Raw genomic sequence first — 24,314 nt, forward strand, 5'->3', positions numbered from 1 at the left:
TAAATCGCTCGCAGGAGGTCTGATGACCACGGTCGCCGAGCCCGCGCTCGTCGAGCACTTCGAGGCCACCCTCGCCCGCCACGACCGGATCGAGCCGCGCGACTGGATGCCCGAGGCCTACCGCGCGACGCTGGTGCGCCAGATCGCCCAGCACGCGCACTCGGAGATCATCGGCATGCAGCCGGAGGGCAACTGGCTGACCCGCGCCCCCTCGCTGCGGCGCAAGGCGATCCTGCTGGCCAAGGTGCAGGACGAGGCGGGCCACGGGCTCTACCTGTACTCCGCGTGCGAAACCCTGGGCACCTCGCGCCGGGAGCTGACCGAGAAGCTGCTGACCGGCAGGCAGAAGTACTCCTCGATCTTCAACTACCCGACCCTGTCCTACGCCGACGTGGGCACCATCGGCTGGCTGGTCGACGGCGCCGCCATCTGCAACCAGGTGCCGCTGTGCCGCACCTCCTACGGCCCCTACGGCCGCGCCATGATCCGGATCTGCAAGGAGGAGTCCTTCCACCAGCGGCAGGGCTACGAGCTGCTGCTGACGATGATGCGCGGCACCGACGAGCAGCGGGCCATGGTGCAGGAGTCGGTGGACCGGTTCTGGTGGCCCGCGCTGATGATGTTCGGCCCGCCGGACGCGGACTCGCCCAACACCGGGCAGTCGATGGCCTGGGGCATCAAGCGCAACACCAACGACGAGCTGCGCCAGAAGTTCGTGGACATGTCCGTCCCGCAGGCCGAAGCCCTCGGGGTCACCCTGCCCGACCCGGACCTCCGGTGGAACGAGGAGCGGCAGGCGCACGACTTCGGCCAGCCGGACTGGGATGAGTTCCGGGCCGTGGTGCGCGGCGACGGCCCGTGCAACGCCCAGCGGATCGAACACCGGCGCCGCGCCCACGACGACGGCGCCTGGGTGCGCGCGGCGGCCACCGCCTTCGCCGCCCGGCAGGCAGGGGAGGAGAGCCGGTGAGCGAGCGCGAGACCAGCCCGGAGTGGCCGCTCTACGAGGTGTTCGTGCGCGGCAAGCGCGGCCTCAACCACGTCCACGTCGGCTCCCTGCACGCCGCCGACGACGCGATGGCCGTCCTGCACGCCCGCGACGTCTACACCCGCCGCAACGAGGGCGTCAGCGTGTGGGTGGTGCGCTCCGAGCACATCACCGCCTCCAGCCCGGACGAGAAGGACCCGATGTTCGCCCCCAGCGGCGACAAGGTCTACCGGCACCCCACGTTCTACGACATCCCCGATTCCGTCCCGCACATGTGAGGAGCGTGTCGTGCACGCACCCGACGACCACGAGTCCGCCTACGCGGGGCTGCTGGTCAACGACGCGCACTGGGCCTTCGGCACCGACTTCGAGGACCCGCTGGCCGGGGTCGACACCACCATCCCCGACGGCGTCGACCCGGCCGTGCTCGCCCGGTACTGCCTCGCGCTCGGCGACGACGCGCTGGTGCTCTCGCACCGGCTGACCCAGTGGTGCGGCCGGGCCCCGGACCTGGAAGAGGACATCGCGCTGGCCAACATCGCCCTCGACCTGCTCGGCCAGGCCCGCCTGCTGCTCACCCGCGCCGCCGCCGCGGACCCGTCGTGCGTGCCCGCGCTGCCCGAGGGCTCACCGGTGCCCGCCGAGGACGCGCTGGCCTACTTCCGGGACGACCGCGACTTCGGCAACGTCCGCATGGTCGAGGTCCCCAACGGCGACTTCGCCGAGGCGATCGCCCGCCTGCTGCTGTTCTCCACCTGGCGGCTGGCCCTGTTCGAGCACCTGGCGGGCAGCGGTGACGCGGTGCTCGCCGCGGTGGCCGCCAAGGGGCGCAAGGAGTTGACCTACCACCGCGACTTCGCGGGCCGCTGGTTCCTCACCCTGGCGCAGGGCACCGAGGAATCCCGCCGCAGGCTGCTGGACGCGCTGGCCGGGCTGTGGCCGCTGTGGCCGGAACTGTTCCGCACCCACCCGGTCGAGGCCGCCGCCGCGGCGGCCGGGGTCGGGGTGGACCCGGCGTCGGTGGCCGCCGAGGTCGACGCGGTCCTCGGGCAGGTGTTCGCGACCTGCGGGGTGGACCGGCCGGAGGCGGCGCCGCTGGCGGGGGTGGCGGGCAGGTTCGGCCGCGACGGCGCGCACACCGAGGCCCTGAGCCTGCTGCTGGCCGAGATGCAGGTGGTGGCCCGGGCCCACCCCCGGGGGCAGTGGTGAACGACGCTGCAGTTGATCGCGGCGTAGTGGATGGCGCTGTAATGGCTGACGCCGTGGCTTCGACGCCCCTGCACCGCGCCCGGGTCGCCGCGGAGTCGGTGGTGGACCCCGAGCTGCCGATGCTGACCCTGGCCGACCTGGGCGTGCTGCGCGAGGTCCGGGTGGCCGAGGACGGGTCGGTCGAGGTGGCGATCACCCCCACCTACTCCGGCTGCCCGGCCATGGCCACCATGCGCGACGACCTCGTCCGCGCTCTGCACCGCGCCGGGTTCCCCGGCGCGCGGGTCCGGGTCGCGCTGCACCCGGCGTGGACCACCGACTGGATCACCCCGCGCGGCCGGGCGGCCCTGAGCGGGGCCGGGATCTCCCCGCCCGGACCGGCCCCGCGCCGCGACGGCCCGGTGGCGCTGGACCTGCTGGCCCCCCGGCGCCGCGTGCACTGCCCGCGCTGCGGGTCCGCCGACACCGAGCTGACCTCGGAGTTCGGTTCCACCGCGTGCAAGGCGCTCTACCGGTGCCGCGCCTGCCTCGAACCGTTCGACCACGTGAAGGAGATCTGAGGTGACGAGCACGCTGCCGGTGGCCTCCCCGACGCGCTTCCACACCCTCACCGTGAGCCGGGTCGACCACGTCGCCGACGACGCCGTGGCGGTCACCTTCGCCGTCCCCGACGACCTGCGCGCGGAGTTCGACTTCGCCGCGGGCCAGTCGCTGACCCTGCGCCGCGAGGTCGACGGCGTCGAGCACCGCCGCAGCTACTCGATCTGCGCTGCGGTGGGCGAGCCACCCCGCATCGGCGTCCGCGCGATCCCGGGCGGCCTGTTCTCCACCTGGCTGGCCCGCGAGGTCCGCCCCGGCGACGCGGTCGAGGTGCGGTCGCCTTCCGGCACCTTCCGCGCCGACCCCGAGGAGGGTGGGCGGCACCTGTGCGTCGCCGCGGGTTCCGGCATCACGCCGATGCTGTCCATCGCGTCCACGGTGCTGCGCAACCCGAAGAGCCACGTGACCCTGCTCTACGGCAACCGCACCACCAACTCGGTGATGTTCGCCGAGGAGCTGGCCGACCTCAAGGACGCCCACCACCGGCGGTTCGACCTCGCGCACGTGCTCTCCCGCGAACCGCGTGACGTCGAGCTGTTCTCCGGCCGCCTCGACGCCGACCGGCTGCGCCGCCTGCTGACCGCCCTGGTCCCGGTCGGCGCGCTGGACCACGTGTGGCTGTGCGGTCCGCTGGACATGCTCTCCGACGCCCGCGCCGTGCTCGCCGAGCTGGGCGTGGACCCGGCGAAGGTCCACTTCGAACTGTTCTACGTGGACGAACCACCGCCGAGGTTCCGGCACGCGGACACGCTCGCCGAGGGGATCACCAGCGACGTCACCGTGGTCCTCGACGGCCGCTCGACCACCGCGCCGCTGCCCCGCGACACCACGATCCTCGACTCCGTCCAGCGGCTGCGCGGCGACGTGCCGTTCGCGTGCAAGGGTGGGGTCTGCGGCACCTGCCGGGCGCTCGTCCGGGAGGGCGAGGTCGACATGGTCCGCAACTACGCCCTGGAAGCCGACGAGGTCGCCCGCGACTTCGTCCTCACCTGCCAGACGTTCCCCGTCGGCGACACCGTGACCGTCGACTTCGACGCCTGACCCGAGGAGCAGCGGTGAGCGAGACCCCACCGGACCGGGCCCGGGGCGACGCCGAGCTGATGTGGTCCGCCGACGCGGCGAGCAGGGCGCTGGGCATGCGCCTCGACGACGTCGGCCCCGGCTTCTCCCGGGTGTCCATGCGGGTCCGCCCGGACATGGTCAACGGCTGGGACCTGTGCCACGGCGGCCTCATCTCGGCGCTGGCGGACAGCGCCTTCGCCCTGGCCTGCAACACCCGCGGCACCGTCACCGTGGCCGCGGGCTTCCAGGTCGACTTCCTCGAACCCGCGCGGCTGGACGACCTGCTGGTCGCCGAGGCGCGCGAGGTGGTGCTGCGCGGCCGGTCCGGTGTGTACGACGTCACAGTCCGCTGCGGGGAGGCGGTGGTCGCCGAGTTCCGGGGCCGCAGCCGCTCCCTGGGCCGCCCGATCCCGCGTGCCTGACCCGGGCACCCCGCGCGCGGGGTGCGACACTGCCGACATGTCCCGAGCAGCCCACCCGCCCCGACCCGACGTCGAAGGCAGGCGCCGGGGCAGGCCGGGCTACGACCTGGAGTCCCTGCTGACCGCCGCGGCCACCCTGTTCACCGAAAGGGGTTACGACGGGACCAGCATGGAACACCTGTCCCAACGGCTGGGCATCACCAAGTCCGCGATCTACCACCACGTCCCCAGCAAGCAGGAACTGCTGCGCCTGGCCGTGGACCGGGCCCTGGACGGCCTGTTCGCCGAGGTGGAGAAGCTGGACGCGGTGGACGGCCCAGCCATCGACCGCCTCGAACAACTGGTCCGGGGCAGCGTCCGGGTGCTGGCCGAGCAACTGCCGTTCGTCACCCTGCTGCTGCGGGTGCGGGGCAACACGCCGGTGGAACGGGCGGCGCTGGCCCGCAGGCGCGAGTTCGACCACCTCGTCGCCACCCTGGTGGCCCAGGCGGCCCAGGAGGGCGACCTGCGGCCGGACATCGACCCGCCCACCGCCACCCGCCTCCTGTTCGGCATGGTCAACTCGATCGCCGAGTGGTACCGCCCGCACGGCGGAACCAGCCCCACCGCCCTCGCCGCCACAGTCGTCGCGGTGGCCTTCGAGGGCCTGCGCACCCGAGAACACCCCTGACGGCCGGTCACCCGCCGAAAGGCAACGCGCGGTCCCGCGCACAGGAACCGGCGCCCCCGGCGCGGGCGTCCCGGTCGTGCCTCAGTGCGGAGCAGGCAACCGCTGAACCACCCAGCCGGACGATCCCCGCCCGGCCTCAGCCCAACACGTCCAATCCGTGCTCCCAGCGCCGCCGCCGCTCGGCGGAATCCTGCTCCCACCACGGAGTCCCGCGCTCACCCAAGGCAACCTTGGCGGTGTGCACCCGCGCCCGCGCATCCCGCTCCGCCTCCGCGTCCTGCCCCCGGCGAGCCGCCCCGACGTCCCGGCGAGCCCGCATCAGCAGACTGCGCAACCGGGCCGCAGCCTCCTCCGGGATCTCCGGATCGGTGGCCCGCCACCGCCGCCCGTCGACCACGATGAAGCGCCCGTCCGGCGTGCGCTCCGGCTCAGCCACCCGCACTCCCGGGCAGCCGAATCCTGATCGGCCCCCGCCACTCCCCATCGGGGTCGAGCACCCGGTCCCCCTGGGTGAGCCGCACCCACCCGGCCCGGGACAGCTCCCGAGCCACCTCCCGGGCCTGCGGCAGCAGGGGCCGCCAATCGTCGGCCACCGCCCTGGCCGCGTCGGACGGGCAGGTGCTGGACCCCGCGCCCCGCGCGTGGGTCAGGGCGAGGATGGCGGCCCGCAGCCGTTCCAGCGGAGCCCCAGCGCTCAGCGCGGTCCGAGCCTGGTCGGCACCGGGGCCACCACCACCCCGAATGCGCTCCAGTTCCCGCTGCGGCGCGGGCCGATCGGTCATGCCACCAGGATCACACCGATCAGCCCATCCCGCCCGGTGCAGCGCCCCACCTCTCCGGCGGGCGATACCAGCGGACAGCGGCCTCGGCTCCGTCGACGACGCCGTACCGGCGCCCGTCCCCACCCGTTCCCGGGTGGGGACGGCTGCCACGCCATGGACAGGCCGAAGCGGCGGAGGCAGTCGTCCATCAAGACCCTCTCCGCTTTGAACGTGTTCGACAGGTGCAGCTCGGAGTTCCGGTACGGGTCGAGCGGGAGCGGGCCCAGCACAACCAACCAGTATGAGGACGAGCGCCACCAGGGCCGCTCGTCTCGGTGTTGTCGTCGCCAACGCGGCCATCGTCGTCCTCCCTCGCGACGGCCGTGGACGGCCGGGGCCGGGAGCCCGGCCGTCCACGGGTCCGGTCAGCCCAAGCAGTGCGACGAGAGCCTGTCGTTCTTCGAGGCGGACAGGTTGTGCCAGGACGTGGACGAGCGGATGCTCACCCAGTCCCCGACGCAGTTCGCGTCGACGTAGACACTGCTCCACCCGAGTTGGCTGACCGAGCTGGCCCGGTCACCGAGCGGCACACCGTTGTCAAAGGTGTTGCCGTCGTGGTAAATGCGGTCTTCGCTGCCCAGCGACGCGCGGCCGGACCGGGTCGTCGTGGCCGCGGTGTCGTGCCACCGGCACGACCGCCGCCGCACCGGCGAGTCCCGATGTGGTCGGAGCCTCCGGGAAGATCTGTCCTCAGTGGAAGGTGATCTCCGGGTTGGCGGGGCTGGGACCGGTGAGGAGGCCTCGGGGCCTGCCGCGCAGGTGCTGGTCGAGGAACGCCCGGGTGTACGCGCGGGTCAGTTCGAGTCCTCTGGCGCCGGTCAACGGCAGGTCCGGGAACAGGCCTGCCTGCTGCACCAGCAGGTCCAGGTCGGTGAAGGAGAAGTGGTCCGCGCCCGCCGCGGTCAGCCAGCGCTTCCAGCCGGTCAGCGCGGGCCAGGCCGCGACCCAGCTCGGGTCCTGCGTCGAACCGGGGGAGTGTTCGTCCTCGGTGCCGAGCAGCAGGTACGGGCGGTCCCCGACCCCTTCGGCGGGTAGCAGGGGGCCGTCGAGGTTCACCCCGGCGCGCACCCGGGGGTCCAGCCGCATCACCGTGGCGGTGGCCAGTCGTTGGTGGAGAACCCGGTGCTGAGGTTGCTCGCATCGTTGGCCATGTTCTGCAGGACCGTGACCACGGTGGTGTCTGCGGAGCTGTTGATGGTGATCGGCATGAGGCGCATCGATCACCGGCTGTTCGGGGGGTGTCTGCGCCCGGTCACCAGCGCAGGAAGGCGAACCCGGTGCCGTCGGGGCGTTCTCCGTCGTGGACCACCAGCAGGTTCAGGCGCCCGGTTACGATGGCCGCTCCGTCGGAGTGCTCGACGCCCTCGACGCGGAAGTCCCGCAGGGCGTGGAAGTTTCCCGTCCGCTGGTACAGCACGAACCGCGAGTCGCCCTGGCTCGAGGCGATGAGCTTGTCGCCGGTGATGGTTAGCCCCTCGGCGTCGGCTTCCAGCCACCGCCCGCCGAAACCGGGGTTCGGCCCGGCGGCGGCGCACTCCTCGGTCTGCGGGTCGTAGACCTGCGGCGCGCCGAACGTGCGCACCCTGTCCACCAGCTCGGGCTCGCCGAAACCGCCTGCGCGCAGCGGGATGCGCCAGATGCCGACGTCCTCCTGCGCGGCGTACAGCACCCCCGCGCGGGAGTCGATCACCATGCCCTCCACCTGCGGGTCGTCGCCGGGGTCACCGCACGGGGACCACGTCGTCCCGTCGGGGAGGGTGAACCGGTTCGGCAGGTCGAGGGTCGCCGCCACGCGCGTGTCGACGGTGCGGCCCTCGACCACGTGCAGCAGTGCGATGCGGGTCTCGCTGCGCCTGCTGGTGACGACCACGTCGCGGCCCCCGACGGTGCCCGCCGCCAGGCCGTAGGCGGTGTGCTGCTCGTCCACCTCGGCTTCGGAGGCGGAGAACACCGGGCGGGCGCCGGGGGAGGTCACGTCCCGCACCCCCGCGGCGGACACCCGGTAGGCCCGGACCCGGTCCCGGCCGCGGTCGCTGACGAACGCCAGGTCGCCGAGCACGTCGACGTTGTTGAACCGCCCCGGCTTCGCCTCCGGTGTCGGCCCGGCGGGCGCCGGGACGACACCGAGCGTGCGACCCCGCAGGTCGAACGCCGCGAGCCCGCCCTCCTTCAGCGTGCCGAGGACGACGCTGCGCTCCACCCCCGCGGGGTTGACCCAGATCGCCGGGTCGTCGGCGTCGGCGGGCTCGGCGAAGGTCTGCGTCACGGCGGTCGGCGTGAGCACGGGGGGCGCGGCGGGCACCCCGGTCAGCAGCAGCGGGACCACGGCGAGGGCGAGTGGGGACATGATCGGAACGTACGAGGTCCCGGTGTACGCGGGGTGAACGCGACGTGCGCGGTGGGTCGTCCCGAGCCGACCACCCGGTGCCACCGGTTGCCCGCACGCCGGTGGGGCCGGTCCTGTCCCCACGCCGTCTCGTGAACCGCCCGTCGAGGTGCGGACGTACTCTGGACATGTCCAGGCCCGTGCTGTGCCTCGCTGCCGCCCTGCTCGCCACCTGCGCGGCGGCGTGCGACTCGCCCACCCCGTCGCCGACCGGGTTCGTCCGCGTCGACCAGGTCGGGTACCGCACCGACGAAGCCAAGCAGGCCTTCCTGATGGGTTCACCCGGTGACGCGTCCTTCCGCGTGGTCGACGAGTCCGGGCGGACCGTCCTCGACGGTGTTGCCGGTCCGTCGACCGGTTCCTGGAACACCGGGTTCCCCGTGGTCCGGGCGCTGGACCTCTCGGCCCTGCGGACCCCGGGCAGCTACCGGGTCCTCGCCACCGGGGCGGAACCGTCGCCGGTCTTCCGGGTCGGCTCGGGTGCCGAGCTGTTCGGCCCCCAGGTCGCCGCGAACGTCCACTTCTTCCAGGCCCAGCGCGACGGCGCGGACGTCGTCGCGTCGATTGTGGACCGCAGGCCCGCGCACCTCAACGACGCCGCCGCGACCGTGTACGAGGTCCCCCGCTACGACGAGTCCGGGGACGAACTGCTCGACGAGCGGCTCACCCCGACCGGTGGTCCGGTCGACGTCTCCGGGGGCTGGTTCGACGCGGGCGACTTCCTCAAGTTCACGCACACCGCCGCCTACAGCACCGCCCTGCTCCTGCTGGCCCAGCGGGACGCCCCCGTGGGCGGCCCCGAACTGGCGGCCGAGACTCGGCACGGCCTGGCGTGGCTGGACAAGGTGTGGGACGACTCGACCGGCACCCTCCACGCCCAGGTCGGGATCGGCGCGGGCAACGAGGACGTGCGCACCGACCACGACGCCTGGCGGCTGCCCGAAGCCGACGAAGCACCCGGTGCGGACCCCGCGCTGACCCGCAGGCCGGTGTTCCGCGCCGCCGACCCCGGTCAGCCGATCAGCCCCAACCTGGCCGGGAAGGTCGCCGCAGCCTTCGCGCTGGCTGCCCAGACCACCACCGGCGAAGCGGCGCTGCGCGCGCTCGACAAGGCGGCGAAGGTGTACGACCTGGCCGACCGCGAGCCGGACGCGCTGGTCACCGCGTACCCGCACGCGTTCTACCCCGAAGCGTCCTGGCAGGACGACCTCGAGTTCGCCGCCGCCGAACTGGCCCTGGCGGGCCGGGCGCTCGGCGACCCGCGCACCGACGGCTGGGCGCGCGACGCCGGGCACTGGGCCGCGGACCACCTGGCCTCCGACGCGCTCGGCACCCTCGGCGTCGGCGACGTCAGCGCACTCGCCCACGCCGACCTGGTCAAGCTCTTCGACACCGGCACCGCAGCCGCCGAGACCACCCGGGACCTGCTCACCGACGACCTCGCCCGCCAACTCGACGACGGCGGCGCGCGGGCCGTGGGGGACCCCTTCCGCGCGGGCACCGACTACCTCGAGTTCGACGCCGTGCCGCACGCCTTCGGCCTCGCCACGACGGCGCTGCTGCACCAGCGGGCCACCGGGGAGGACACCTACGCCGCGTTCGGCACCCAGCAGCGGAACTGGGCGCTCGGCGCGAACCCGTGGGGGTCGTCGTTCGTCATCGGCGCGGGCAGCGTGTACCCGCGCTGCCCCGAGCACCAGGTCGCGAACCTCACCGGGCAGCAGTTGACCGGCGCCGCGGTCAACGGGCCGAACCGGGCGGACCTCTTCACCGAGCCCAACCGATTCCCGACCATGCGCCCCTGCGCGTCCGCGGACTTCACCCGCTTCGACGGCCACGGCGCCCGCTTCGTCGACGACGTCGGCGCCTGGCAGAGCGTCGAACCCGCCGACGACTTCACCGCCACGGCGTTGCTGGCGTTCGCCCTGACGAGCCGCTGACCCCGACGACCTGCGCTCACCCGCGCAGGGCGCGCACGATGTGGTCGGCGAGGCGGTCGAGGTAGTCGGGCGGGGCGGGGGCCTGGCGGACGGTCAGCCGCCAGTAGACGGGGGCGGCCACCAGGTCGAGCGCGAGTTCGAGGTCCAGGTCGGCGGGCAGCTCGCCGCGGTCGATCGCGCGGCGGAGCGGGACCGCGCCGAGGGCGCGGCGGGGTTCGCCGATCGTGGCCGCGATCGCCCCGGCCAGCGTCGGGTTGCGCGTGGCCTCGGCGACCAGGTCGGGCAGGATCGTGGCGAAGCGGGGGTGGGTCACCCAGTCCCGGACCGCGCGCAGGGTCGCCAGCAGGTCCCCGCGCAGCGAGCCCGTGTCGGACACCTCGGCCTGCGCCACGCTGAACTCCGACAGCACCGCGATCACCATGTCCTGCTTGGACGGCCAGCGGCGGTACAGCGCGCTCTTGGACACCCCCGCGCGCTTGGCCACCGCTTCCATGGACAGCCTGCCGTAGCCGCGCGCGGCCAACTCGTGGAGCACGGAGTCGGTGATGGCCGAGGTGATGTGCGGCTGGAGGAGGGCGGCGCCCGTCGGGGCGCGCCGGGTGCGCTCGGTCATCCCCGGAGCCTACCGCTGGACGAGACGGTACCGTCCCGTTTAGGGTTAACGACGGGACGGTACCGTACCGTCCACTCTCGGAGCAGGAGTCGAACCATGACCACACAGGTGCGCACAGCGAGCGACCTCTTCACCGAGTCGCTGCGGTTGCTGCTGGCCAAGGACATGGCGGGCTACGCCGCGTTGTGGGCCGTCGACGGCGTCATGGTGTTCCCCTTCGCCACGGCGGACTACCCGGCCCGCCTGGAAGGCCGCGCGGCCATCGCGGCCTACCTGCGCGGTTACCCGGACCTGCTGGACGTTCAGGAGATCTCTGAACAGGTGGTCCACCGCACGGGCGACCCGGACGTCGTGGTCGCCGAGTTCGAGGCAGCGGGCGTGGCAGTGGCGACCGGCACGCCGTACCGGATGCGCTACGTCGCGGTGCTCACCGCGCGGAACGGTGAGATCACCTCCTACCGCGACTACTGGAGCCCCTTGGCAGCCACGGAGATCCTGGGCGGCCTCGACGAACTCAAGGCTTTCGCCGGTGAGGCGTCGAAGGCATGAGCACACCGTCGACAGTGCTGGTCATCGGCGGCACCGGCACCACCGGCAGCCGGGTCGCCGCCCTGCTGCGCGAGCAGTCAGCCGCAGTGCGCATCGGCACGCGGAAACCCGACGATCCCGGGCAGGTCCGATTCGATTGGGGCGAGCAGGCCACACACGGTCCCGCGGTGGCCGGAGCGGACCGGGTCTACCTCCTCCCGCCGGTCGGGGTCGCCGAGCCCGCGCCGCTGGTCGAGGGCTTCCTCGCCGAAGCGGCACAGGCGGGCGTGCGGCGGGTGGTGCTGCTCAGCTCCTCCGCGGTGCCGGACGCCGACTCCGGGCCGGGAGCCCTGCCCCCGCTGGTCCGCGCGGCGGTGCCGGAGTGGACCGTGCTGCGGCCGTCCTGGTTCATGCAGAACTTCCTCGGCTCCCACCCCGTCGCGGCGGGCATCCGGGACCACGGGGAGATCGTCACCGCGACCGGGCCCGGCCGAGTCGGGTTCGTCGACGCCGCCGACATCGCCGCGGTGGCCGCGGTGGCCCTGCTGGACCCCGCACCGCACAACACCGATCACCTGATCACCGGCCCCGAAGCCCTCAGCTACGCCGACACCGCCGCGATCATCACCGAAACCACCGGCCGCGCGGTCGAACACCGAGCCGTCAGCGCAACCGAGATGATCACCCGGTTCACCGACACCGGCATGCCACCGCGGTTCGCCACCATCCTGGCCGACCTCGAGACCGCCATCCGCCACGGCGCGGAGGACCGCGTCACCCCCACGGTGCGAAACCTCACCGGCCACCCCGCCCGATCATTCCGCGACTTCGTCGCAGCCAACCGGGACGCCTTCTCCCCTTGACACCCGATACGGGGGAACGCGTGCGCCCTCACACGAAGCGGGCAGGCCCGGGTCCCTCTGCGGCAGGACCCCCCGACTCCGAAGCCTTCCGGCGTTCGGCATCCGCTTCGGCGTACCGCCCCCGGGCGGACAGCGCATCGGCGAGGCGCCGCCGGGTGATCACCGTGTGCGGGTGCTCAGGGCCCAGCAGGTCGGTCTGGGCGTCGAGGACCGCGCGGTAGTCGGTGATCGCTTCGGACAACCGGCCACGGAGGTGGTGCAGCAGGGCGACCTGGCTGGCTGTGATCAGCGTGGAGGGGTGGCGCGTCCCCAATGTCGCCAGGCGTGCTCGCAAAACGGAAGTGGTCTCGGTTTCCGCGCCATCGATGTCGCCGAGGCCCAGCCGGACAACGCCGATGAGGTGTCGGGTGGACAGGGTGTGCCTGTGCTGCGGGCCGAGGTGTTCTGCCTGGATGGCGGCGATCTTGGTGTACTGGTTCTCCGCGGCGATCAGCTCGCCCTGGTCGTGGAGAACCCTGGCCCAGCGCTGCCACGTGCTGAGGGTGCGCACGTCGGTGGTGCCACTGACCTCCCTGCGCACGGCGAGCAGGGCCCGGAACTCGGCTTCGGCCTCCGCCAACCTGCCCAGGTCGTGCAGCGCGTAGGCGAACTGGTGTCGGGTCGGCAGTGTCAGCAGGTCGTCCATGCCGACCGTCCGGCGCCGGATGTCCAGGACCCTGCGGTACTCGTCGAGGGCGATGTCGTACCGGCCCATCGCGTGGTGGGCGCTGGCCAGGCAGTGGTACGCGTCCACGGTCAACGCGTCGGTCTCGCCGAGTCGGGTGACGCTCAGCGCGACGATGGCCGTGAGTTCGTCCGCCGCGCGGTCGTAGAGGCCGAGTTCCCGCAGATTCCTGGCGCACGCGGTGGCGACGCGGACGACGTCGCGAACGGCTCCCGGGGAGAGCGCCTCGGGCACGGCCATCCGCACCATCCACAGGACGTGCGGGGTGAGTGATCGCCAGAACGGCCACCGATCGGGATCTTCCGGCGACTCCAGGTGCTCCGCCTCCACGGCTTCGGCGGCAGACCTGGCGCAGACCTCGAGGTAGCCGGGTGCCGTACCGTCCCGGCGGGCGCGACGCCTGCCGATCTCGCGCACGAGCGGGTGGATCTCCACCCACGGTTCGGTGGTGTCCCCGCCCTCCCGGACCAGGTCGATGAGCCCCACGTTCGCCAACTCGGTCAACACCTTCCAGAGCTGGACCGCGCCGACACCGCAGAGCTGGGGGTGCCTCGTGACCACCGCAGGCTCCAGCAGTGTCCGGACCGGGATGGCGCTGTCACCGAAGTGGCACAACAGGCCCAGCAGGGGACGGGCCCCGGTGTGTCCGAGGCGGGTCAGCAGATCGATCGACAGGTCCCAGGTCCTCGCCAGGTCCTGGGTGGGCTCGTCGTCGGCGAGTTCCCCCGTCTCCAGCACCCCCGCGTAGTCGGCGAAGGTCCTGACGGCCACGCTCCAGGGAACCTCGTTCGCCTCCGCCAGGTAGGCGCCCACCAGCCTCAAGGCGAGGGGCAGACCGCCGAGCCGGGTGGCGAGCGACTCGGCGTCCTCCCGCGCACCTGCTCTCCCCCCGGTCGCATCGATCAGCACCTGAGCCGCGTCAGGCGCCGCCAGTCCCCCGACCCGCAACGGCAGGCACCACGAATTCCACGTGAAGTGATCGCCGTACCGGCTGGTCACCAGGACCGCGCCGAGGTCGGACCCGACCTCCCGCCACCAGTTCGCGCCCTCGCGCAACGCGGGCACACCGCCGAGGGCCGCCGGGTCGTCGGCATTGTCGATCACCAGCAGCCACCGGTCGTGGTGTGCTTCCAGCAGGCTCCAGACCAGGTCGGCGGCGTTGGCTCCACCGCCCCACGCCTGCTCGATCGACCTCTGCTCCGCGCCCAGGCGCACCGCGACCTGCCGCATGCCCGCCTGCAGGTCCGTCTCGGTGGCGCCGCTGACCCACAGGACGGTGACACCGCGCTCCAGCGCCCGCCTCGCCAATGCCAGGGCGATCGTGGTCTTCCCGCAGCCGCCCAGACCGTGCAGCAGAGCGACCCGATCCGGTCCTGGACGCAGCAGCACCTCCAGTCGGGTGAGCGTCTGGTCTCGACCGCGAACCGGCAGGTCGAGCTTGCCGAAGGGCGGTCGCACCGGGGGCACCGAGCCAGGCGACAGGCCCGGCACGGTCTCGAACCGCACCCCACCGGTGATGGTGTGGGCTTGGACGACCTGCCTCGCTGAACCATCCATCTCGTTGCGCATCCGACCGCCACTGTCGCCCAAGCCGAACACCGTCCGCAAGTACCTGGTCACCCTGGAGGGCGAAGGGGCTTCTCGCCCGTGCGGCAGTCCCAGATCGCCGCCGGCGTGCCGGGTCGACGACGCGGGTGGGCTGTGACAGAGGTCCCCAGCAGGTCGGCGGGTGCTCGGCGGGGGCCGATCTTCGGGTCAGGGGATGTGGGCGTTCACCGGCTTTGCGTAGTGTTCGGGGCGGGTGGTGGGCGGTTGCCCGTGCCGGAGTCGGGAGGGGTGTGGGGTGTCGGTCACGAGCCAGAAGCTCGACGGTGTGCTGGAGCGGCGGCAGGCCCAGCTCTCCCTCGTCGACGCTGAGATCGCCAGGTGGAACCGGGTGGGGGAGGTGCTGGGCCTGCTGCGGGCGCCCGGGTTGGGCGGGGGTCTGCTCGCCAGGGCCGGGTTGCTGGACACCGACCTGGTCGAGTTGGCCGGGCTGGCCCTGGACTCGGCCGCCGCGCTGGGGCGGGTGCGGGCCAGGGTGCGCAGGCGGACGATCAACATCGGGGTCAGCGGGCAGGCGCGCAACGGCAAGAGCACCCTGCTGCGGTCGTTGTCCGGGCTCGGCGACGAGCAGGTGCCGACCGGCAAGGGCAGGCCGGTGACCGCCGTGCGCAGCCGGATCTTCCACTCGACCGACCACGAGGGCGCCCGGGTCACCACCCACACCGAGCAGTCCTTCCTCGACGAGGTGCTCTACCCCTACTACGCCGAGTTCGGCGTGGTCACCGTGCCGACCGACCTCGCCGAGTTCACCCGGGGCTCCGACGTGCTCGCCGACTCCGCCCTGGCCGCGCAGTTGGCCGCCGACCCGCACAACGGGCCGCTGCTGGCGCGGTTGCGGGAGATCCGGGACAGCGCGCACACCTGGCGGCGGCACCTGACCGGGGCCGTGCTCGACGTGCCGTTGGACGGGCTGCGGCAGTGGGTGGCGTACCCGGCCGAGGAGTCCGTCGACCCCGACCGCAGGTACCTGGCGGTGCGGGAGGCCGTGGTGCACTGCGCGTTCCCGCGCACCGACACCACCGACATCGGGTTGATCGACCTGCCCGGGTTGGGGGAGCTGACCCCGCGGGCCGAGGAGCGGCACATCGTCGGGCTGCACAACGACGTCGACCTCGTGCTGATGGTCAAGTGGCCGACCGGCACCAACGCGCTGTGGACGACCTCGGACGCGGCGGCGATGGACCTGGCCAACAAGGCTCGGGGCGCGGCGGCGATGCGCGACTTCGCCATGATCCTGGTCAACACCGGGCAGTGCGACCCGGAGAACGTGGCCGCGCTGCGCGCCGATCTGACCGAGCGGGTCAACAACCGCACCGACGACGCCTACTTCCGGGTGCTGGAGGCCGACGTGGCCGACCCGGACGCGGTGCGGGTCGAGGTGCTGGACACCGTGCTCGACCACCTCGCCGACGCGCTGCCGCGGATGGACGCCGCGGTGATCGGCGACGCCCTGGCGCAGTGCGCGCGCAACCAGCAGGCCATCGCCGGGCGGGTGGGGGAGGCGCTCGACGCGCTGCGCAAGGTCGTCACCCCCACCTCCAGCGAGGCGCTGCACGCGCTGGCGCAGTCGGTGCTGGCCGAGCTGGCCCAGTCGTTGCAGGCCTGGATCGGGGACCTGGAGCGGCAGCTCACCCGCGAGGACGTCGGGGACGGCTTCCACGACCGGGCGGCGGAGGTGCGGGCCGACATCCGCGCCTGGATCGACACCGGGTTCGGCGAGGGCGCCGAGCACTGGCAGGAAATGGCCCTGCAGGACTTCCGGCGCAAGAAGGCGTCGCGGCCGTTCGCCGCCGCGGCGCTCAACAGCGTGCGGGTGGAGCTGGCCCGCAGGCTCGCCGCGGTGGACGACGTGCTGCTGGCCCGGCGCGCGGAGTTCTGGTCGGGGCTGGTCGAGGCGCTGGGCAGGCTCGGGGTGCTCTGCGGCGCCGAGCGGGACCCGCAGGCGGCGCTGAACCGCCTGGTCGGGGCGCTGCGGGAGATCCCGGAGCCGTGCCCGGCGATGGTGGACGCCTTCGAGTTCGTGCTCGACGTGCGCATGGACTTCCGGACCCTGGTGCTGCCGGACGTGCGCGACGCCCTGCAGTTGCTCTACCCGGAACCGCCGGGGGAGGAGGGCGTGCAGATGGCGTCGCTGCTGGGGGTCAGCCACGACGCCCAGGGCGCCGAGCTGCTCTACAAGCGGGTCACCCAGTTGGCCAAGCAGGGCGTGCACGACACCGGGCGGGTCATGGCGACCATCCCCGAGCGCGCGGCCAACGTGCTGCTCGCCTTCGCCGAGCAGTTCGAGGACGGCTTGATCCGCGGCAAGGCGGCGGAGAAGGAGATGGTGCGGGTCGTGGACGCCTTCCGGGAGCAGATGTGGCCCGCCGACGGCAACGCGGACCTGGCGGTCGGCATCGGGTTGCAGCGGCTGCGCGGGCTGCTGGCCGAGCTGCGGGCCGTCCTCGCCGAGGAGCAGGGGGTGGCGGCGTGACCGACGCTTTCAAGGTGTCCATGGTCGGCCCGACCGCGGTCGGCAAGACCACCCTGGTCTCGGCGATCCTGGACCAGACCCAGGCGCTGCTGCGCGGCACGCCGGTCGAGGTCGCCGCGGACGAGGAGACCGAGAACAAGCTGGCCACCCACCGCAAGCAACTGGCCATGGCGCTCGCGGCCCAGGAGTTCGAGCCGCACTCGCTGGGCAGCACCCAGACCACCACCGAGTACACCCTCGAGCTGCGGTCGATCGACATGGCCGAGCTGTCGGTCCCGTTCTCCGTCCTCGACTTCCCCGGTGGCTGGCTGGACCCGCTGGAGCGCGCGGGCTCACCGCAGGCCAGGACCGACTGGCCCCGGTGCGAGAACCACATCAGGCAGAGCATCATGCTGGTGGTCCCCATCGACGCCGCGGTGCTGATGGAGACGACCACCGGCAAGGAGCGCGCGGCCCGGGTCGCCCGGCTGGGGTTGACCGAGGTGCACCAGGTCGTGAAGCAGTGGGCGCGGCTGCGCAACCAGGCCCCCGACGAGCCCGCGGTCCTGGTGCTCGCCCCGCTCAAGTGCGAGAAGTACTTCTCCGACAACGGCCGCCGCACCGGCTACTCCGGTGTCGAGCTGGCCAAGGAGGTCCGCACCGTCTACGCCGACGTCCTGGCCGCGGTCCGCGACGAGGCGACCAAGCGCGCCATCCGGGTCGTCTACTCGCCGATCGACACCTACGGCTGCGTCGAGCTGTCGGAGGCGTTCTGGGAGCCCGCCGCCGACGGCATCCTGACCCTGCGGGCCACCTACCGCTTCCGCGGCGACCCACCGCGGCCGTCCATCCGCGCCGCCGCCACGGTCGTGCAGGAGCTGTGCCAGGCGATCATCTCCGCCCGGCGCGAGCAGGAGGCCGCGGCCCAGGCCGCCACCACCACGGCGGTCGCCGAGCTGACCTCCCGCCGCGCCCAGCGCAAGGGCCTCATCGGGACCCTCACCTACCACCTCAGCGGCGAGGCGGGCCGGGTGACCCGGGAGATCGAGTCGGGCACCGCCGAGCTGATCGAGATCGAGACCCGCCACGAGCAGTTGGCCGCGGCGATGGAGAGCCTGGCCACCCGCGCCCGCGACGCCCGGGTGGAGGTCTGGTGAGCAGGGCGGAGGTCACCGCCGTCATCACCCGGGGCAGGACCAGGGACTACGGCTACCTCGGCACCCCAGGTGACGAGTGGTGGGTGGAACCCGCCAGGTTCACCGACCTCGACCAGCCCGCCGTGCTGGCCCTGCGGGACGGGACCGGGTTCCGGGCGCTGGTCAGCGGAATCCCCTCCGCCCGCCGCGACAGCGTGGGCCGGACCATCCGGGTGACCCTGGTCCTGGCGGGCGACGACCGCCCGGGCGCGGTGCTCGCCCTGGCGCGCGCGGCTCTGGACGACACCGCCCGCGCCGCCCTGGGCGCCCGCCTCGACGGCGTCATCACCGAGGCCCTGGTCGACGAGTGGCGCGGCGTCGTCGACCGCCCCCTGGGCCCGGCGGCGGACGCGGTCCTCGACGCCGTCGATTCCCCGGGGGAACAGGTGCCGGGCGCCGGGCAACCGGCGTCCTGGGTGATGTCCGCGGACGACCCCTCCTCGACCGGCACCTTCCTCGCCCGCCTCGCCGACCTGCTGACCGGCGAGGCCGTCGGCTACGCGATCGCCACCAACAGGCTCGTCAGCGAGGCGGGCGCCGAACGGGCGAGGCAGGCCCTGGGCGCCGACACCGCCGTCCTGCTCCTCAGCGACTCCGCGACCGTGGCGGGGGTGCGGCCGCTGGGAAAAGCGCCGGGGACCCCGCGGTCCCCGACGCCCGCCCCGTTCCCGGTCCGGCTCCTGCTCGGCGCGGGACTGGCCTTGGTCGTGCTCTTGGCCCTGTTGCTGCTCTGATCTCCCACCTCCGCCTGGAGGTGGGGCTGGAGCTGCGGACCGCCTTCCCCGAGGTGCGGGCCCTCCTCCCCAACGGCACCACCGTGGCGGCGGAGTTCGTCTCCGCCGAACCGCTCTCCGACGGTTCCGCCCGCGCCACCCTGCGCCTGCGGCCCATCCCCCTGGAGCTGCCGGGCATCCGGATCGCGGGCACCGTTCCCCGCCCCCTGGCCGGGCCCGTCCTCGCCGCCTCGGACACGGGCAGGTGGCCGAGCACCCCCACCACGCTCCGCCTGGTCTCGGTCACCCTCGACCTCGACGAACTGGCCCGCACCCTCCACAGCGGCGCCATCAGCGCCCGGGACGGCATCACCGCCGCCGTCGACCAGCTCGTGAAAGCCCTCTCCACCAAGGACGCCCCCGGTGATCCGGTTGCGTCAGCGGGTGATTGAGACGGCGAAGGGGGAGAACCCGCTGGACCGGATCACGTGCGGCACGAACAGGATCGCGGCCTCGGTGGCCCGCGCGGTCTCGATCCCACCGAGGTCGGCGATCCACTCCTGCCGCAGGCCGAGGTCCGCGAGCGCGGCGGGAACACCCGCTCACCCGCGCCCACACCTGGTTGCGCGACCTCGCGCGAACCGCATTGGCCGGTATACGGTCTTGAAGGTTTTATCGCTTTGTACTGCAAATACGGGAGGAAAGGTTTAAATAAGAACTTCAACGATACTGTCAAAGGCATGACTTCCGGCCTCACAGACACCACCCACCCCGTTGACGCCGCCGCCGTCATGGGGCTGCTCCCGAACCGCCCGCGGGTGCTCGCCCTCGGCGAACCCACCCACGGTGAGGACGTCCTGCTCCACCTGCGCAACGACCTGTTCCGGCAACTCGTCGAGCAGGAGGGCCACCGGATGATCGCGGTCGAGAGCGACTGCATGATGGGCCTGGTCGTGGACGACCACGTGACCTCCGGCGCGGGCACCCTCGACGAGGTCATGGAGGCGGGGTTCAGCCACGGCTTCGGCGCGTCCGAGGCCAACCGCGAGCTGGTGCGGTGGATGCGCGCCCACAACGAGGGCCTGCCCGCCTCCGAACGGGTGCGCTTCGCCGGGATCGACGGCCCGCTGGAGATGACCCACGCCGCGAGCCCCGGCAGGCCCTCACCGCGCTCCACGACCACCTCGCGGCCCGGGTGGACATGGACCTGCTCCCGTGCACCGCCGAGGTCCTCGACCGCCTGCTCGGCGCCGACGACCGGTGGACCGACCCCGCCGCGATGATGGACCCCGCGCAGTCCGCTGGGCGGACGCCCGAGGCCGAGCGGTTGCGGTTGATCGCCGACGACCTGGCCGCCCTGCTCGACGCGCAGACACCGCACCTGGTCGCGGTGTCCTCGCGGGACGAGTGCGACCGGGCTCGCCTGTACGCGCGGACCGCCACCGGGTTGCTGCGCTATCACGCCTGCATGGCCGACACGTCACCGAGCCGCATGGCGCGGCTGGTGGGCCTGCGGGATTCGATGATGGCCGCCAACCTGCTCGCCCTCGCGGAACGGGGCCCGGTGCTGGTGCACGCCCACAACGGCCACCTCCAGCGGGACGAGAGCAGCATGCGGATGGGCGGCCTGCCGCTGCGGTGGTGGAGCGCGGGCGCGATCGTCGGCGCCCACCTCGGCGACGGGTACGCCTTCCTGGCCACGGCCCTCGGCACGATCCGCCACCGGGGAGTCGGCACCCCGCCCCCGGACACCCTCGAAGGCCTCCTGTACGCGCTCCCGGACGACCGGTGCGTCGTCGACCCCCGCCGTCTCAAGGCCGTCCTCGGCGACGCGGAGCCCCGCGTGTCGCCCTACCACGGTTACGCCCCGCTCGACCCGGCCCACCTCGCCAACCACGACGGGGTCGTGTTCATCAAGGACGCCCCGCAGGCCTGACCCGACTACCCCTTGAGGCCGGTCTCGGTGACGCCGCGCACGAGGTGGCGCTGGAGCAGCACGAAGACCAGCAGCACCGGCAGGATCGACACGGCCGCACCCGCGAACAGCAGGGTGATCTTCGGGTTCTGCGCGGTCAGCAGGCTCGACAGGGCCACCTGCACCGTCCAGGTCGACGAGTCCTGGGCGATGATCAGCGGCCACAGCAACTGGTTCCAGCTCCCGATGAAGTCGATCACCGCGATCGCCGCGATGAAGCCGGTCGAGTTGGGCACCACCACGCGCCAGAACACGCCCCACCGGCTCAGCCCGTCCAACCGGCCCGCTTCCTCCAGCGCGAGCGGGAAGTCCAGGAAGTACTGGCGGAACAGGAACACGCTGAGCGCGCTGAACAGCCCGGGCACGATCAGCCCGCGCAGGTCCGACAGCCACCCGAGGCTCGACACCACCACGAAGCTCGGCACGAACGTCACCGCGGTGGGCACCATCAGGGTGGCGACCACCGCGTAGAGCACCTTCGACGCGTGCCGGTACGGGACGCGGGCGAGGCCGTAGCCCGCGAGCGAGCACACCACCAGTTGGCCGAGGGTCTGCGGCACCGACACGATCACGGAGTTGAGCAGGCTGCGGGCGAACGGGACCTCGTCGTCGGTGAACAGCTCGCCGACGGTCGACCAGTCCTCGGCGAGGCCCTGGCGGAGCATCACCGCGAACGGCAGCAGGAACAGCGCCGCGGCGACGGCCAGCACGAGCCGGACGAGCACGCGGGACACCGTCGTGCGGTTGTGGCCCACGGGTGGGTTCACGACGACGACCTCCGCAGCACGCGGCCGGACAGCAGGGTCACCAGGGCGATCACCAGCGCCAGCACGAGGGCACCCGCGCTGCCCCGCCCCAGGTCCTGGCCGCCGGAACCGAGGGAGGTGTAGTAGAGGTAGACCAGCGGTGGCCGGGCGAACGGCGGGTAGCCGCGCGCGTCACCGAGGATGTTGTAGAACTCGTCGAACGCCTGGTAGGCGTTGATGAGGTTCAGCACCAGCACCGCCACCAGCGCCCCGCGCAGGCCGGGCAGCGTCACGTGCCGGAAGGTCTGCCACCCCGGGGACGCGCCGTCGGTCCACGCGGCCTCGTAGAGGTGGTCGGGGATGCGTTGCAGGGCTGCCAGGAACAGGACCATGTAGAAGCCGAGCTGCAACCACAGCCGCACGGTCACCAGCACGACCCAGTACAGCGGCGGGTCGACCGTGCCCACCCACGCCTGCGGCTCGCCGCCGAACCAGCCGAACACGGTGTTCACCACCCCGGTGTCCACCCCGGAGAACAGCGACATCTTCCACACCAGCGAGGCCACCACGTACGAGCAGGCGAACGGCAGGAAGAACACCGACCGCACGAACGCCCGCGCCACCCGCACCTGGTTGACCAGCAGCGCCAGCAGCAGCGACAGCACGACCGTGGTGGGCACGATCAGCGCGGCGAACGCGGAGAACGTGCCGATGCTGTCGAGGAACGCCCGGTCGGTGAGCATGTCGGTGTAGTTGTCGAGCCCGACGAACTCGGTCGGGGTGACGGTGTTGTGCGCGTCGAAGAAGCTCAGGTACGCGCTCCACCCGATCGGCACGTAGGTGAACAGCAGCAACCCCGCCGCGAAGGGGCCGACGAACAGCCAGAACGCCAGTGCGCCGCGTCGGTTCACCGACCGGTCCTGCTGATCTCACCCCGGGCGACCTCCACCGCGGCGCGCAGCTCGGTGGCGGCGTCCGCCCCCTCGCGCGCGATCCGCGACACCGCGTCGGACAGGGCGGTGTTCGCCCGCGCCGACCACCGGGACGGGCTCGCGATCCGCCCGCTGTCGACGACGAACCCGACGATGTCCTTGGCGGGCCCCGACCGCAGCGATTCCGCCTTGTCGCTGAGGCTCTTGCGGGCAGGCACGTGCGCGCCGAACGCGGTGGCGAACTCGGTCTGGTGGTCGGTCCGCTCCACCCACAGCCACCGCACGTACGCCTTCGCCGCCTCCACGTCCGCGCTGCGCGCGTTCACCATCGCGCTGTAGGCGCCCACCGGAACCGACACCGCACCGCTGTCATCCAGCTTGGGGAACGGCAGTACCCCGACGTCGTCCCCGAGCGCGGCGGTGATCTTGGGCAGGTTCCACAGCCCGGTCCACTGCATGGCGACCCGGCCGTCGACGAACGCCCCCGGGTCGGACCAGTCGGCGGGGGCGCCCAGCAGCAGCCCGCCGCCGGTCTGCAACTCCCGGAACTTGCCGAACACGGTGGCCGCGCGCGGGTCGTCGAACCCCGGCGCGGACCCGTCGGGGGACAGGAAGTCCAGCCCAGCGGCCCACAGCAGCGGCGGGGTCAGCACGCCGACACCGCCGTCGTTGCCCGCGAACAACCCACGGACACCACCGGTGTTGAGCCGCTTGACCGCGTCCAGCAACTCGTCCACGGTCCGCGGCGGGGTGACCCCGGCCGCCTGGAGCAGGCTGGGCCGGTAGAACAGGACCTGCGTGTCGATGGACTGCGGGATGCCGTAGAGCTGCCCGTCCACGGTCTGCGATTCGAGCAGGGCGGCCACGAAGTCACCCCGGGTGTCCCCGAGCAGGTCGCCCACCGGCACGACCTGCTCCTGCCGCACCCAGTCCACTTTCACCTGCGCCTCGAACACGTCCGGCACGGCGCTGTTCTGCAGGGCGGTGACGATCTTGGAGTCGTAGTCCCCGGGGTTCCACTGCACCTCGACCTCCGCCCCGGGGTAGGCGGCGGCGTAGCGCCGGACGGCGTCCTGCACCCCGTCCTCCCCGTAGGCGTGGTACCAGTGCCGCAACGTCCCCGCCGCCGACCCCTCCCGCCCCGTGTTCGACCCGCACGCCGCCAGCCCCAACAACCCGGCCACCGCCAGGAACGACCGCCGACTCGTCTCGATCCCCATCAACCCGCCTCCCGGAGCACAGTGGCGGGAATTCTCGCACCACCCCCCTCTCGTGTCGACTCTTCCCAGCAGGAGGAATCGCGGCCCGGCTGCCACGCCACCGCGCGGTCGCGCTCGATCCGGCCCTGGGTCTCCAGCAGCGCCGGCGAGTCGTGGCCCAGCTCCTCGAACGTGGTGTCCAGGAAGTCCGGGCCCACGTCTGCGGGTCCCTCACCGCCCGCGCTCGCGGTCCCCGCGGTGTTGACCGATGGTGGAATGCCACCGTCCCGAATGGACAGCAGGGCGGTCACCACGTCCAGCGGCGTCCCACCCGAGTACAGCCGCCCGGTCATCGTCTTGGGCGCGGTCACCGACGCCCGCCCGGCGCCGAACACCTCCGCCGGCGCCGCCACCTCGGCCGCGTCCAACTCCGGGGTGCCCGCGGCGTCGGCGAACACCACGTCGGCGGCATCCACGCCCGCGTCGGCCGGGGTCGCCTTGGCGGTGCGGCGCAGCGCGGACGGGCGGTCCGAGCCCACCCGCCCGCTCCGACACCAGCACCCCGCTGGGGCCGCGCATTCCGTGCCGGATGGTGATCTGACCGGTGTTCACCGCGTAGGACCAGGCGAACGCCTGGTAGGCGCTGACGTGCCGGGAACCCGGCCGGGCA

27 protein-coding genes and 1 pseudogene are annotated in these 24,314 nt (G+C 72.8%); 16 read left to right on the forward strand and 12 right to left on the reverse strand.

The window, feature by feature from the left end; genetic code table 11:
- Positions 1–22: 22 nt before the first annotated feature.
- The 7 genes from paaA to DFQ13_RS11700 are packed head-to-tail and all read left to right on the forward strand — an operon-like array spanning position 23 to position 4,951.
- On the forward strand, positions 23–970 hold the full coding sequence (gene paaA / locus DFQ13_RS11670) for a 1,2-phenylacetyl-CoA epoxidase subunit PaaA (protein WP_035286456.1): 948 nt from the start codon (positions 23–25) through the stop codon (positions 968–970).
- On the forward strand, positions 967–1,266 hold the full coding sequence (gene paaB, locus DFQ13_RS11675; protein ID WP_110079813.1) for a 1,2-phenylacetyl-CoA epoxidase subunit PaaB: 300 nt from the start codon (positions 967–969) through the stop codon (positions 1,264–1,266). Before paaA ends, paaB begins: the two co-directional genes overlap by 4 nt.
- A 10-nt stretch (positions 1,267–1,276) precedes the next feature.
- Positions 1,277–2,197: a 1,2-phenylacetyl-CoA epoxidase subunit PaaC gene (paaC, locus tag DFQ13_RS11680; RefSeq protein ID WP_035286452.1), complete on the forward strand. Its 921-nt coding sequence runs from the start codon at positions 1,277–1,279 to the stop codon at positions 2,195–2,197.
- Positions 2,198–2,238: 41 nt separating this feature from the next.
- Entirely contained in the window at positions 2,239–2,757 is a 519-nt protein-coding gene (paaD, locus tag DFQ13_RS11685; RefSeq protein ID WP_110079814.1) for a 1,2-phenylacetyl-CoA epoxidase subunit PaaD, read from the forward strand.
- Position 2,758: 1 nt separating this feature from the next.
- A complete protein-coding gene (paaE, locus tag DFQ13_RS11690) occupies positions 2,759–3,838 on the forward strand; it encodes a 1,2-phenylacetyl-CoA epoxidase subunit PaaE (protein WP_052021697.1) in 1,080 nt (359 codons plus the stop codon).
- A gap of 14 nt (positions 3,839–3,852) precedes the next feature.
- Positions 3,853–4,281 (forward strand): hydroxyphenylacetyl-CoA thioesterase PaaI, encoded by a 429-nt coding sequence (gene paaI, locus DFQ13_RS11695; RefSeq protein WP_324608981.1) that lies wholly within the window; start codon positions 3,853–3,855, stop codon positions 4,279–4,281.
- Positions 4,282–4,318: 37 nt separating this feature from the next.
- Entirely contained in the window at positions 4,319–4,951 is a 633-nt protein-coding gene (locus tag DFQ13_RS11700; RefSeq protein ID WP_052021696.1) for a TetR/AcrR family transcriptional regulator, read from the forward strand.
- Positions 4,952–5,087: 136 nt separating this feature from the next.
- Here DFQ13_RS11700 and DFQ13_RS11705 read toward each other — a convergent pair whose 3' ends face one another.
- The 6 genes from DFQ13_RS11705 to DFQ13_RS11725 form a co-directional block, all read right to left on the reverse strand.
- Positions 5,088–5,387: a hypothetical protein gene (locus DFQ13_RS11705; RefSeq protein WP_035286551.1), complete on the reverse strand. Its 300-nt coding sequence runs from the start codon at positions 5,385–5,387 to the stop codon at positions 5,088–5,090.
- On the reverse strand, positions 5,380–5,733 hold the full coding sequence (locus DFQ13_RS11710; RefSeq protein WP_084176190.1) for a DUF3253 domain-containing protein: 354 nt from the start codon (positions 5,731–5,733) through the stop codon (positions 5,380–5,382). Before DFQ13_RS11710 ends, DFQ13_RS11705 begins: the two co-directional genes overlap by 8 nt.
- A 404-nt stretch (positions 5,734–6,137) precedes the next feature.
- On the reverse strand, positions 6,138–6,419 hold the full coding sequence (locus DFQ13_RS11715; protein WP_110079815.1) for a hypothetical protein: 282 nt from the start codon (positions 6,417–6,419) through the stop codon (positions 6,138–6,140).
- 43 nt (positions 6,420–6,462) lie between these two features.
- Positions 6,463–6,858, reverse strand: a complete 396-nt coding sequence (locus DFQ13_RS11720) for an alpha/beta hydrolase (protein WP_110079816.1) — start codon at positions 6,856–6,858, stop codon at positions 6,463–6,465.
- Positions 6,858–6,989 (reverse strand): hypothetical protein, encoded by a 132-nt coding sequence (locus DFQ13_RS35565; protein ID WP_267897648.1) that lies wholly within the window; start codon positions 6,987–6,989, stop codon positions 6,858–6,860. Before DFQ13_RS35565 ends, DFQ13_RS11720 begins: the two co-directional genes overlap by 1 nt.
- A gap of 35 nt (positions 6,990–7,024) precedes the next feature.
- Positions 7,025–8,119: a phytase gene (locus DFQ13_RS11725; protein WP_110079817.1), complete on the reverse strand. Its 1,095-nt coding sequence runs from the start codon at positions 8,117–8,119 to the stop codon at positions 7,025–7,027.
- Between the two features lie 167 nt (positions 8,120–8,286).
- Here DFQ13_RS11725 and DFQ13_RS11730 point away from each other — a divergent pair, with 167 nt between their 5' ends.
- Positions 8,287–10,098 (forward strand): glycoside hydrolase family 9 protein, encoded by a 1,812-nt coding sequence (locus tag DFQ13_RS11730; RefSeq protein WP_110079818.1) that lies wholly within the window; start codon positions 8,287–8,289, stop codon positions 10,096–10,098.
- Positions 10,099–10,114: 16 nt separating this feature from the next.
- Here DFQ13_RS11730 and DFQ13_RS11735 read toward each other — a convergent pair whose 3' ends face one another.
- The gene (locus DFQ13_RS11735; protein WP_035286444.1) at positions 10,115–10,711 is read right to left on the reverse strand and encodes a TetR/AcrR family transcriptional regulator; all 597 of its coding nucleotides are present in this window, start codon (positions 10,709–10,711) and stop codon (positions 10,115–10,117) included.
- Positions 10,712–10,807: 96 nt separating this feature from the next.
- Here DFQ13_RS11735 and DFQ13_RS11740 point away from each other — a divergent pair, with 96 nt between their 5' ends.
- Together DFQ13_RS11740 and DFQ13_RS11745 are read left to right on the forward strand one after the other, a co-directional pair.
- Complete coding sequence (locus DFQ13_RS11740) at positions 10,808–11,260, forward strand: nuclear transport factor 2 family protein (protein WP_110079819.1); 453 nt, start codon at positions 10,808–10,810, stop codon at positions 11,258–11,260.
- Entirely contained in the window at positions 11,257–12,102 is an 846-nt protein-coding gene (locus DFQ13_RS11745) for an NmrA family NAD(P)-binding protein (RefSeq protein ID WP_110079820.1), read from the forward strand. Before DFQ13_RS11740 ends, DFQ13_RS11745 begins: the two co-directional genes overlap by 4 nt.
- Before the next feature lie 28 nt (positions 12,103–12,130).
- Here the strand turns inward: DFQ13_RS11745 and DFQ13_RS11750 are convergent, their stop codons facing one another.
- A complete protein-coding gene (locus DFQ13_RS11750) occupies positions 12,131–14,383 on the reverse strand; it encodes a tetratricopeptide repeat protein (protein ID WP_161784504.1) in 2,253 nt (750 codons plus the stop codon).
- A 286-nt stretch (positions 14,384–14,669) separates the two neighbouring features.
- Here DFQ13_RS11750 and DFQ13_RS11755 point away from each other — a divergent pair, with 286 nt between their 5' ends.
- From DFQ13_RS11755 to DFQ13_RS34405, 6 genes and pseudogenes are all read left to right on the forward strand, one after another.
- Positions 14,670–16,904, forward strand: a complete 2,235-nt coding sequence (locus DFQ13_RS11755; RefSeq protein WP_035286438.1) for a hypothetical protein — start codon at positions 14,670–14,672, stop codon at positions 16,902–16,904.
- Positions 16,901–18,040: a hypothetical protein gene (locus DFQ13_RS11760; protein ID WP_035286437.1), complete on the forward strand. Its 1,140-nt coding sequence runs from the start codon at positions 16,901–16,903 to the stop codon at positions 18,038–18,040. Before DFQ13_RS11755 ends, DFQ13_RS11760 begins: the two co-directional genes overlap by 4 nt.
- Positions 18,037–18,813, forward strand: a complete 777-nt coding sequence (locus DFQ13_RS11765) for a hypothetical protein (RefSeq protein ID WP_035286435.1) — start codon at positions 18,037–18,039, stop codon at positions 18,811–18,813. The genes DFQ13_RS11760 and DFQ13_RS11765 overlap by 4 nt, the downstream gene beginning before the upstream one ends.
- Positions 18,814–18,833: 20 nt before the next feature.
- The gene (locus tag DFQ13_RS33760; protein ID WP_110079822.1) at positions 18,834–19,244 is read left to right on the forward strand and encodes a hypothetical protein; all 411 of its coding nucleotides are present in this window, start codon (positions 18,834–18,836) and stop codon (positions 19,242–19,244) included.
- Positions 19,245–19,583: 339 nt separating this feature from the next.
- A pseudogene (locus tag DFQ13_RS35570) lies at positions 19,584–19,892 on the forward strand (erythromycin esterase family protein); the annotation flags it as partial.
- A complete protein-coding gene (locus DFQ13_RS34405; protein ID WP_267897649.1) occupies positions 19,850–20,728 on the forward strand; it encodes an erythromycin esterase family protein in 879 nt (292 codons plus the stop codon). The pseudogene DFQ13_RS35570 and the gene DFQ13_RS34405, both read left to right, overlap by 43 nt.
- A gap of 5 nt (positions 20,729–20,733) precedes the next feature.
- Here the strand turns inward: DFQ13_RS34405 and DFQ13_RS11785 are convergent, their stop codons facing one another.
- The 4 genes from DFQ13_RS11785 to DFQ13_RS35940 form a co-directional block, all read right to left on the reverse strand.
- Positions 20,734–21,432 carry a carbohydrate ABC transporter permease gene (locus DFQ13_RS11785; RefSeq protein WP_084176194.1) on the reverse strand — a complete coding sequence of 233 codons (699 nt, stop codon included), beginning with the start codon at positions 21,430–21,432 and terminating at the stop codon, positions 20,734–20,736.
- A 98-nt stretch (positions 21,433–21,530) separates the two neighbouring features.
- Positions 21,531–22,424 carry a carbohydrate ABC transporter permease gene (locus DFQ13_RS11790; protein WP_110079823.1) on the reverse strand — a complete coding sequence of 298 codons (894 nt, stop codon included), beginning with the start codon at positions 22,422–22,424 and terminating at the stop codon, positions 21,531–21,533.
- Positions 22,421–23,665, reverse strand: a complete 1,245-nt coding sequence (locus DFQ13_RS11795; protein WP_110079824.1) for an ABC transporter substrate-binding protein — start codon at positions 23,663–23,665, stop codon at positions 22,421–22,423. The genes DFQ13_RS11790 and DFQ13_RS11795 overlap by 4 nt, the downstream gene beginning before the upstream one ends.
- Positions 23,665–24,183, reverse strand: coding sequence for a beta-ketoacyl-[acyl-carrier-protein] synthase family protein (locus DFQ13_RS35940; RefSeq protein ID WP_407643160.1), 519 nt, complete (start codon positions 24,181–24,183; stop codon positions 23,665–23,667). The genes DFQ13_RS11795 and DFQ13_RS35940 overlap by 1 nt, the downstream gene beginning before the upstream one ends.
- Positions 24,184–24,314: the final 131 nt, after the last annotated feature.

The sequence above is a fragment of the Actinokineospora spheciospongiae genome (assembly GCF_003182415.1).
Taxonomy (GTDB): domain Bacteria; phylum Actinomycetota; class Actinomycetes; order Mycobacteriales; family Pseudonocardiaceae; genus Actinokineospora; species Actinokineospora spheciospongiae.